This window comes from Loigolactobacillus backii (assembly GCF_003946275.1).
Lineage (GTDB): Bacteria > Bacillota > Bacilli > Lactobacillales > Lactobacillaceae > Loigolactobacillus > Loigolactobacillus backii.
In genome coordinates, this window is record NZ_RHNQ01000026.1 from 23,909 (window position 1) to 33,753 (window position 9,845).

Genomic DNA, 9,845 nt, shown 5'->3' on the forward strand with positions numbered 1-9,845 from the left:
CCACCAGTTAGCCAAAGCTTCTAGTAGGATCACAGAAACAGATTCAATAAAAATTATTTTGTCAGATGAATTAAAAAGATGGGTATTAAAAAAATGACGCAATTAGATGTTTTGCATAAAATTGAATTAAATTTATTAAAAACAGTGGTCGATATTTGTGAGCGACACCAAATCAATTATTTTATGATCGGCGGTTCACTTTTGGGCACCATCCGGCATCAGGGCTTCATTCCTTGGGATGATGACATTGATGTCGGCTTTTTGCGTCAAGATTACGAAAAATTTTTACAGGTGGCGGCAGGCGAATTACAGCCGGCGCAACGGCTAATGACAACGCAAAATACGAAGGATTACGGTTTTGCTTTTTCGAAGATTGTTGCTGAAAATACTGAAATGGTTGAAACGTACAACCTACCTAATAACGCGGTACATAGCGTTTACGTCGATCTATTTCCCTTTGACGCGATTCCGGCAGCTGTTCAGGCCCGGCAGAAGCAGTACAAGCAGTTTAAACTGTATAATCGTTTGGTAATTGAGCGGTTGAAGTACGGCCACGCGGATCCACCGGCAAAACGCGCGGTGATTGTGGCGTTAAACTTGGTGCACCGTTTTCAGTCCGTGGGCTACTTGAAACAGGAGCGGCGCGCAATTATGACTGCCTATCAGGCGCAGGCCGCCACATTAGATCAAATCAACATGTGCTCGCAGTACGCTTACGGTAAGGAAATCATCAAACAAAGTGAACTCCACCAATTTATAACGCGTTCATTTTCCGGCCTGCAAGTGAAGGTGCCAGCGGCCTACGATGCCATTTTGACGCGAATGTACGGCGATTACATGCAACTGCCACCAAAAGACAAGCAAGTGGAAAAGCATCTGAGTGATTTCCGCGTTGATGGCCAGATTGTGGATTAATTGCTAGCGGTGCGATAATGAAGAAACGATGGCGGTGATTGAAGCAGTGCTCCGCGAAGACAGTCCGGATTAAGTTGCCGTCTTCATTGAGCTACTACAGGCAGGGCCGTTATTTTTATATAAACTGAAAAATGGTCTGGTTACATAAACGTGAACGCAAAAGCAGTTTCCTGTGGTTGCCATGTTTCAACTTGGCGTATTTCGCCGTAGTTGAATGGACAACGTATGGCGCATCAAGATTATTAGCGTTTTAGGCTGCGACTCGGACTTCGGTCCATTTTAGTCCGATCGACATCGTAAGCGAAGCTAGTAATAATCCTCAATTGCAGAATAGTAGCGCCAAAATACGTTTCGGCCGTTGCTCGGCTAAAGCCGCTTCTTAGGCCAATCCGCAGAAACTCCCGCTTTTGCATCGACATAAACGTGAAAGCAAAAGCAGTTTCCTGCGGTTAGCTACAGAATGCGTTTCGGCCGTTGTACGGCCCAAGCCGCTTCTTAGGCTAATCCGCAGAAACTCCCGCTTTTGTGTTCACTCTGGAGGTAAATTATGGTATCTGTTAGTGCTGTTGTTGTAACTTATAATCGATTGGATTTGCTTAAGGAATGCTTGGCGGCGCTTTTGGGCCAGTCTTATTCTTTGGCCCACTTGATTGTGATCGATAATCATAGTGACGCGCCTACACAAACTTATTTAAAGCAATTAGGCGCAAAGATCGATTATGTTCGTTTAAAAGAAAATATTGGTGGCGCCGGCGGCTTTTATTCGGGAATTAAGTATTTTGCGGAAAAAACTAATGACGATTTTGTTTGGTTAATGGATGATGATACAATTCCGGATAAAAATGCTTTAAACGCTTTGGTGGCGGCTTACAAGGCCAAACCAGCGACTGGCTTTTTGGCTAGCAATCCCAAGTGGGTGGACGGCACACCTGCGATTATGAACGTGCCGGTGGTGGCGCATCCACTGTGGACGAGTGCCCTGAACGCCGACAGTCACTTAATCGAGATTAGTCGGGCCAGTTTTGTATCGGTGATGACGAGCCGCGCAGTTGTTTTGAAGTTAGGCTTGCCGATTCGCCAGTTCTTTATTTGGGGTGACGATACCGAGTACACCGAGCGAATTACGCAACAGTATAAGGCTTACTTGGTCCCCGACAGCTTGGTGACGCACAAAATGAAGCTGAATCGTGGCGTTAATATTCTGGAAGATGATTCTGCCCGGGCCGGTCGGTATTTTTACGCCTACCGGAATCGCTTATATAATTCCCGCCGGCGTTCCCGTAAAGAAGTGATTCATTATTACATTCAATTTACAAGTACAACGTTGCACTTATTATTTGGGCACTCAAAACACCGTTGGCATAAGCTCCGGGTTATTTTTTCCGGAATGCTGGCGGGCATAACCTTCCGCCCAAAAATTGAATTTCCAAACGTAAAATGATAGATTATTAGAGTGTACAAAAAGCGGTTGCGGGATGACTTTTTGAACACGCTTAGTAATGGATTTTATTTGAAGAAAAAGTAGGCGTAATTGGCCGCGATTAATCGGCAATCTAGGAGTGTCTGGGACTACTTTCGCTAGTATTTTCCTGACTAACTTGGTGGAAACGTGTTTGAAAAAGCAGATTCCTGACTAATTTAGCGAAAACGTGTTTGAAAAAGCAGGTTCCTGCGGTTGCCATGTTTCAACTTGGCGATTTTCGCCTTAGTTGAATGGACAACGTGTGAAGCATCAAGATTATTAGCGTTTTAGGCTGTGACTCGGACTTCGGTCCATTTTAGTCCGATCGACATCGTTAGTAATCCTCAGAATCTGAACGCTTTTTCAGGCACTCTGTTGGAAACGTGTTTGAAAAAGCAGGTTCCTGCGGTTAGCTACGATCGCCAAATCATCTGTTTCACAGATAATTCGTCAATCTATGCTAATCCTCAGAACCTAACCGCTTTTTCAAACACTTTCTAATAACAAATACGTATCTTAAGAATAGAGGAGAAAAGTTAATGGCTCATTATGATTATTTAGTAGTTGGTGCTGGTTTGTTTGGCGCAACTTTTGCTTACGAAGCAGCGAAACGCGGTAAAACGGTTAAGGTAATTGAAAAGGAAGATCACATTGGTGGCCATATTTACACTAAGAACGTTGATGGTATTAACGTTCACGTTTACGGCGCCCACATTTTCCACACCAGCAACAAGAATATCTGGGACTACGTTAATCAATTTGCGGAATTCAACCGCTACACCAACAGCCCCATCGCTAATTACAAAGGCGAAATCTTTAATATGCCATTTAACATGAATACCTTCAATAAAATGTGGGGCGTCATCACGCCAGCAGAAGCTCAGGCCAAGATTGACGAACAACGCCAAGAAATGGCCGGGAAAAAGCCAGCTAACTTGGAAGAGCAGGCAATCTCACTGATTGGCCGGGATGTCTACGAAAAGTTAGTTAAGGGCTACACTGAAAAGCAGTGGGGTAAAAAGGCAACTGACCTACCAGCTTTCATTATTCGTCGTTTGCCCGTTCGGTTAACTTACGATAATAATTACTTTAATGATGCGTATCAAGGCATTCCAATCGGTGGTTATACGCAGATTATCGAAAAAATGCTGGCTGACGATAAAATTTCTGTTGAAACGGGCGTTGATTTCTTCGCTAATAAAGATCAGTACTTAAAGGATTCACCAAAGGTAATTTTCACGGGCATGATTGATCAATACTTCGACTATCAATTGGGTACGCTGGAATACCGGAGTTTGCACTTTGAAACCGAAGAATTAGATCAACCTAACTATCAGGGTAATGCCGTCGTTAACTATACGGACGCTGAAACGCCATATACGCGGATTATCGAACATAAACACTTCGAATTTGCCCGTGGTAATAAGAAGAAAACGATTATCACTAAGGAATTTCCCAAGACTTGGCAAAAAGGCGACGAACCTTACTATCCAGTTAACAATAAAGAAAACAATGGTTTATTTGCGCAGTATAAGGAACTAGCGGCAACGCAGCCCAACGTCGTTTTTGGTGGCCGCTTAGGTCAGTACAAATATTACGATATGCACCAAGTGATTCAGGCTGCTTTGACCACCGTCAAAAAGGAATTCAGTGATTAATTTATGAAGGTCGTTAAAAACTATTTGTATAATGCGAGTTATCAGCTCTTTTTGATTCTCGTTCCCTTGATTACCACACCTTATATTTCCCGGGTTTTAGGTCCAGAAGGTGTTGGGATCAACGCCTATACAAATTCAATTATCCAGTATTTTGTCTTATTCGGTAGTATTGGGATCAATCTTTACGGTAACCGCGAAATTGCGTACCACCGGGATGATCCGGCTAAGCTAACCAAGACTTTCTGGGAAATTGAAAGTTTACGGATAATTGCCATTTTAGGGGCAATTGTCATTTTTATGGGCTACTTGGCCATTGTCCATAAGTACCATAATTATCTAGTGATGCAGTCTTTCCAGCTAATTGCGGCGGCGTTTGATATTTCCTGGTTCTTTATGGGAACCGAAGATTTTCGAACTACCGTTTTGCGGAACATGCTAGTTAAGATTTTATCCGTTGTTTTAATCTTTAGTTTTGTTAAAACGGCCAGTGATACCGCACTGTACATTTTAATTATCGGTGCTTCCCAGTTAGTTGGTAACATCACGTTGTGGCCGTACTTACGCAAACGTCTGGTGCCGGGGATGTTCCACCATTTGAATATTTGGCGGCATTTTCGGCCGGCACTGGTTTTGTTTGTGCCTCAAGTGGCTACGCAGATTTACTTAGTGTTAAACAAGACGATGTTGGGCCAATTTGACAGTGTTACGGCGGCCGGCTTTTTCGATAATTCAGATAAGATTGTTAAAATGGTGTTGGCTATTGTGACGGCAACGGGAACAGTAATGTTGCCGCGAGTTGCCCACACTTTTGCTCAAGGTAATATGAAAAAAGTGAATTCTTATTTGTACACGACTTTTGATTTTGTTACTTTTGCGTCAATTCCGATGATGTTTGGCTTGGCCGCAATTGCACCTAAGTTTGCGACGTGGTTCTTTGGACCTAAGTTTGCCGCCACCAGTACCTTGCTGATGTGTGAGGCGCCGGTTATCCTGTTCATTGCTTGGAGCAACGCCATTGGGACCCAGTATTTGCTGCCCACTAATCATAACCGCGAGTACACGGTGTCCGTAACTATTGGTGCCGTTGTTAATTTACTACTTAACATCCCGTTGATTATTAAGTGGGGTGCCGTGGGGGCGGCGATTTCTACCGTTGTTTCCGAGGCCAGTGTTGCTTTTTACCAGCTGTACGTTATTCGCAAACAGGCGTCGCTTAGTCGGCTATTTACCAGCTTTTGGAAATATTTACTCGCTGGGATAGTGATGTTTGCCGTTGTCTTTGCCATGAATTTACACCTGCCATTTGGCGCCGTTAACTTAGTTCTAGAAGTTGGTGTTGGCATTGTCATTTACGGACTGTTGATGGTACTTTTACGGCCAAAGATTTTGACCACAGTGAAAGATTTCGTGGGTTCACGCCGCAAATAAAGAGTGTTTGAAAAAGCGGTTAGATTATGGAGTATAGCGAGTATAGCCTAGCTAGGCGAAAAGAGACGCGCAGCGGGTCGTTCGACTAGCGTAGCTATACTCTATAATCTGCTTTTTCAAACACGTTTCCACCAAATTAGTCAGGTAAATATGAGCAAAGTTTTTTTCCTAACACGTAGCCGCAACTGCAAGCTTAAAGTGCGTGAAGAATCGTTAAAAGATAAGGGGATTAGTGATGATTAGAGTATTAGTGGTGGGTGACTTTATGCGTGGCAGCGGGTTAACCCGCTATCTGGTGGATACTTTTTCACACCTAGACCCAGCAAAGTATCAGATTGACGTTTTGAAATATGGTGGTAAGACCGATATGGACGCGCAGTTGCGGGCGTTAGGCTGGCATATTTACGCGGTGACACCAATTACCAGCAATCCACTACGCTATTGGTTGCAGTGGCGGCGTTTCCTGAAGCAACAAGGTCACGTTTATCAGATAATCCACTTTAATTATTCGGCGGCGTGGAATTATTTGCCGATTAAATGGGCTAGTCAATTAACGAAGGCCAAGATTGTGGTTCATTCGCACAACAGTTATTTCGGTAATGTTTCTAGTAAAAAAGCTGTCATGCAAGTTTTGTTGGCTTTGCACCAGCACGGCAAAAAAGTAATTGCCCGGCACGCTGATTTGATGTTTGCGACTTCAACGGCGGCGGCCAAGTGGCTTTTTCCACCTGAATTATTGAAAAAGGGCCAAGTTATGGTGCTACGCAACGGGGTTGATTTGGAAAACTTTGCTTATGCGCCGGCTGTTCGGGAAAAATTACGCCAGCAAGAACAGTTAACTGAGCATTTGGTCGTTGGTTTTACCGGCGTTTTGCTTGATCGCAAGAATCCGTTATTTGCGGTGGACGTTTTTCAGCAAATTCACCAACAACGGCCTGATGCGGTTTTAGTCATGGCTGGTGCTGGGGGTCTAAAGCCTGAATTAGAAAAGCGAGTTGCCGCGGCTGGTTTAACCCAATCCGTTCGCTTTTTAGGCGTGGTGAGCAACATGGCCGAATGGTACCAAGCCTTTGATCTTTTCTTATTTCCATCGAAAGCAGAGGGCTTTGGTTTGGTAGCAGTTGAGGCGCAGGCTGCCGGCTTACCAACCTTTGTGTCGGAGGCGATTCCAGCAGAAGTCGTTGCTACTCCAATTTGTCACCAGTTGCCTTTAGCCGCTGGTGCAGAAAAATGGGCGCAACAAATTTTAACCAACTTGCCTGAGGCCCGTCAGTCTGAGGTTGCTACACTAACGGCCAAACATTTTTCGATTAGTGAGAGTGCACAAACGCTGGATTCATACTATAATCAGCTATTAGGTGATCAACTTGGTTAAAAAAATCGATATTCTCGCACCACATTTGTCCGGAAATGGTGGGATTGAGACCGTTATTCGGACGGTGATGTTGCATTTTCAAACGACTGAACAACAAAAAAAATACGCTTTTCGCCTAGTTTTGCCACAAGGGGCTACCCAAATGGACTGGACGGAAGAGATTAACGAGTTAGTGGTTAACCAAATTAAAAATCCGGGTAAAATTAAACGCCAATTATTTGGAACGTGGTACTTGTGGCAGTACGTTCGCCAAACCAACGCCGAAATTATCATTTGCCCTAGTACGCGGTTGGTGAAAATGACGGCAATCTTTCGTAAATTACTGCACCGCCACTTTAAGATTATTTCTTGGATTCACTTTTCCTTGTACCAGGAAGCGGCGGTCAAGCCAAAAGACCTGCACTACGCTGATTACCATTTGGCAATTAGTTCTGGTATTCAGAAACAGATGGTTGAGCTTGGTATTCCTGCGGCTAAGATTGCTTTGATTTATAATCCATTAACCCCCCCGCAGGAGCAAATTGTGCCAACAAAAAAGACGGAGTTTGTTTACGTTGGTCGTTTGTTGTTAGACGGTCAAAAAAATTTACGGGAACTTGTTCTGGCCACAGCCAAACTGCATGGTGATTGGCACTTAACTTTCTACGGTGCCGGTTCAGACCGCCAGGCTTTGGCCCAATTGATTGCGGATCACGGCCTTGAAGCGCACTATAAGTTTTACGGCTGGACCCAGCAACCTTGGCGGCAAATTACTGCTGCTTCTAGTTTTGTTTTAACGTCGAAGTATGAAGGCTTTCCGATGGCGCTACTTGAGGCCGTTTCCCGCGGGCTACCCAGCATTGCTAGCAATTGTCCAACCGGGCCCGATGATATTATTCAAACGGTTAATGGCCGCTTATACCAACCAGGAGATATTGCCGGACTGGCGGCCCAGATGCAAGCTGTAATTGACGGCAAGCTTCAATATGATCGCCAAAAAGTTCAGGCTTCCGCACGAAAATTTTATCCGGATGTTTATTTTGAACGGTTTGAAAAGGCACTAGAAATGAAATAAGCTGAGAGTGTTTGGAAAAGCGGTTAGATTCTACTCCGCAATTGAGGATTATTAGCCTAGATCACTAATAATCTTGATGCTACGAACGATGGCCATTCTTGTGGCAAAGTAGCCGCAAGAAACATGGCTCTGAGGATTACTAACGTTGTCGATCGGATAAGATAAACCGAAGTCCGAATCGCAGCCTAAACAGACGAATTGCCTTTGAAAAAGGTGATTTGGTTGTTGTAGCTACTATTCCGCAATTGGGGATTATTACTAGCTTCGCTTACGATGTCGATCGGACTAAAATGGACCGAAGTCCGAGTCGCAGCCAAGATCACTAATAATCTTGATGCTTCAAACGTTGTCCATTCAACTAAGGCAAAATGCGCCAAGATGAAACATGGCAACCGCAGGAATCTACTTTTTCAAACACATTTACACTAAATTGGCCAGAGAGAGACTAGTAGTTAGCTGACTAATTTGGTGTAAGCAGGTTTGCGATCCGCATTTAAACAGCGTTACTTAGCGTAATTGAGTGAAAAGGAGAAATTACTTTTGAAAACAGTTATAACTTACGGCACATTTGATTTATTGCACTGGGGTCACGTTCGTTTATTGGAACGCGCCCGTGCTTTAGGCGACCAGTTAATTGTTGGTCTATCAACTGATGAGTTTAATACGATTAAGCATAAGGAAGCCTACCACAGTTACGCGCACCGTAAGTACATTTTGGAAGCTATTCGTTACGTGGATAAAGTTATCCCCGAAAAGGATTGGGACCAAAAGATTCACGACGTTCAAGATAATAACGTGGATATCTTTGTCATGGGTGACGACTGGAAGGGCCAATTCGACTTTCTGAAACCTTACTGTCAGGTGATTTATTTACCGCGCACAGAAGGCATTTCCACCACAAAAATTAAGCATGATTTGAATTTAATGGAAAATAAGAAAAACGCGCAATAAACCATGTGCGTTTAAATGATTTTGTTGATTAAGCAATTAAATTGGATGCATTAGGTATATGAGTTTGATGTAATTAAATTCATAAGTTAAACCCCTGTAAAATAGTTGCGTTATTTCACGACGGTATCAGTTGATTTTACCGACTTTGTCTTTAAAAGTGAGGTTGGAACAAAATTCCTAGCCTGAAGTGAACCCCTGGTATTAAATTTTAGTTCAATCCCAGGGTTCACTTCATTGGCCGGAAAGGTTAAAGTCGATCCCATTTTCTCTAATTATTAGCCAGTAAAACGGTTATATGCTATAATTTAAGTATACAAAAACCACGATTGACCTCTGACAGTTAATCGTGGTAATGAAGTAAGGCTATGGCCTTGTTACAAGTTATTAAAGAACCGTGCAACTGGCGAAGTTACGAGCGGTTCTTTTTTCTTGCCTTTAAAACCTCTGCATATGCTAAGATTATTTTTGCTACGCCACCTAAGATAGCAGGTAACGCGATAATCAAAGCAAGCAATAGTTCCATTACAAGCGCAATCCTTTCCGAATGAATTGATACACATAGGCATCACTTCTTTCTTGAAAATTGCCACCGCCGAACTTCCTTACTTAATTATTATATCATGTGTGCGGTTTTAATGGGTTGCACTTCGGCCTATATTCAGACGGCAAATGGTGTCAACTACTTCGCCGCATTCTAATTAAAATGGTAAACTATGTTAAAAAATAAATACTAAGATTAGTGAGAACAGCGCAATGAAGCAACTCCAACCAAGTCCTAATGATGCTCGGCCGTTAATGGCTGGGCTTTTTATTTTACTTGTATGACAATTACTACAATCTCTTTAATATACAATTTAAATCCTTTGGCCAGACCGGTCAGAACCCTTTCAAATGATAATAAGAAGTGGCACCAACAGACAACTAAGGGTCTCTGTCAAATCGTATTGGTGGAGATTTTGAACGGCACATTCACTTCGGTGAATGTGCTTTTTGTTTACTCAT

7 protein-coding genes are annotated in these 9,845 nt (G+C 43.2%); all 7 read left to right on the plus strand.

The genetic code is table 11. The features are described 5' to 3' along the window. Positions 1–78: 78 nt before the first annotated feature. The gene (locus EKM61_RS06270) at positions 79–915 is read left to right on the plus strand and encodes a LicD family protein (RefSeq protein WP_082918480.1); all 837 of its coding nucleotides are present in this window, start codon (positions 79–81) and stop codon (positions 913–915) included. Positions 916–1,462: 547 nt separating this feature from the next. After that, a complete protein-coding gene (locus EKM61_RS06275) occupies positions 1,463–2,356 on the plus strand; it encodes a glycosyltransferase family 2 protein (RefSeq protein WP_068223178.1) in 894 nt (297 codons plus the stop codon). A gap of 560 nt (positions 2,357–2,916) precedes the next feature. Continuing rightward, positions 2,917–4,035, plus strand: a complete 1,119-nt coding sequence (gene glf, locus EKM61_RS06280) for a UDP-galactopyranose mutase (protein WP_068223182.1) — start codon at positions 2,917–2,919, stop codon at positions 4,033–4,035. Positions 4,036–4,038: 3 nt separating this feature from the next. Continuing rightward, positions 4,039–5,463 carry a flippase gene (locus tag EKM61_RS06285; RefSeq protein ID WP_068223185.1) on the plus strand — a complete coding sequence of 475 codons (1,425 nt, stop codon included), beginning with the start codon at positions 4,039–4,041 and terminating at the stop codon, positions 5,461–5,463. Between the two features lie 235 nt (positions 5,464–5,698). After that, positions 5,699–6,838 (plus strand): glycosyltransferase, encoded by a 1,140-nt coding sequence (locus EKM61_RS06290; protein ID WP_082918481.1) that lies wholly within the window; start codon positions 5,699–5,701, stop codon positions 6,836–6,838. Beyond that, positions 6,831–7,892 carry a glycosyltransferase gene (locus EKM61_RS06295; RefSeq protein ID WP_068223192.1) on the plus strand — a complete coding sequence of 354 codons (1,062 nt, stop codon included), beginning with the start codon at positions 6,831–6,833 and terminating at the stop codon, positions 7,890–7,892. Before EKM61_RS06290 ends, EKM61_RS06295 begins: the two co-directional genes overlap by 8 nt. Before the next feature lie 540 nt (positions 7,893–8,432). Then, positions 8,433–8,843, plus strand: a complete 411-nt coding sequence (gene tagD / locus EKM61_RS06300; RefSeq protein WP_068223196.1) for a glycerol-3-phosphate cytidylyltransferase — start codon at positions 8,433–8,435, stop codon at positions 8,841–8,843. Positions 8,844–9,845: the final 1,002 nt, after the last annotated feature.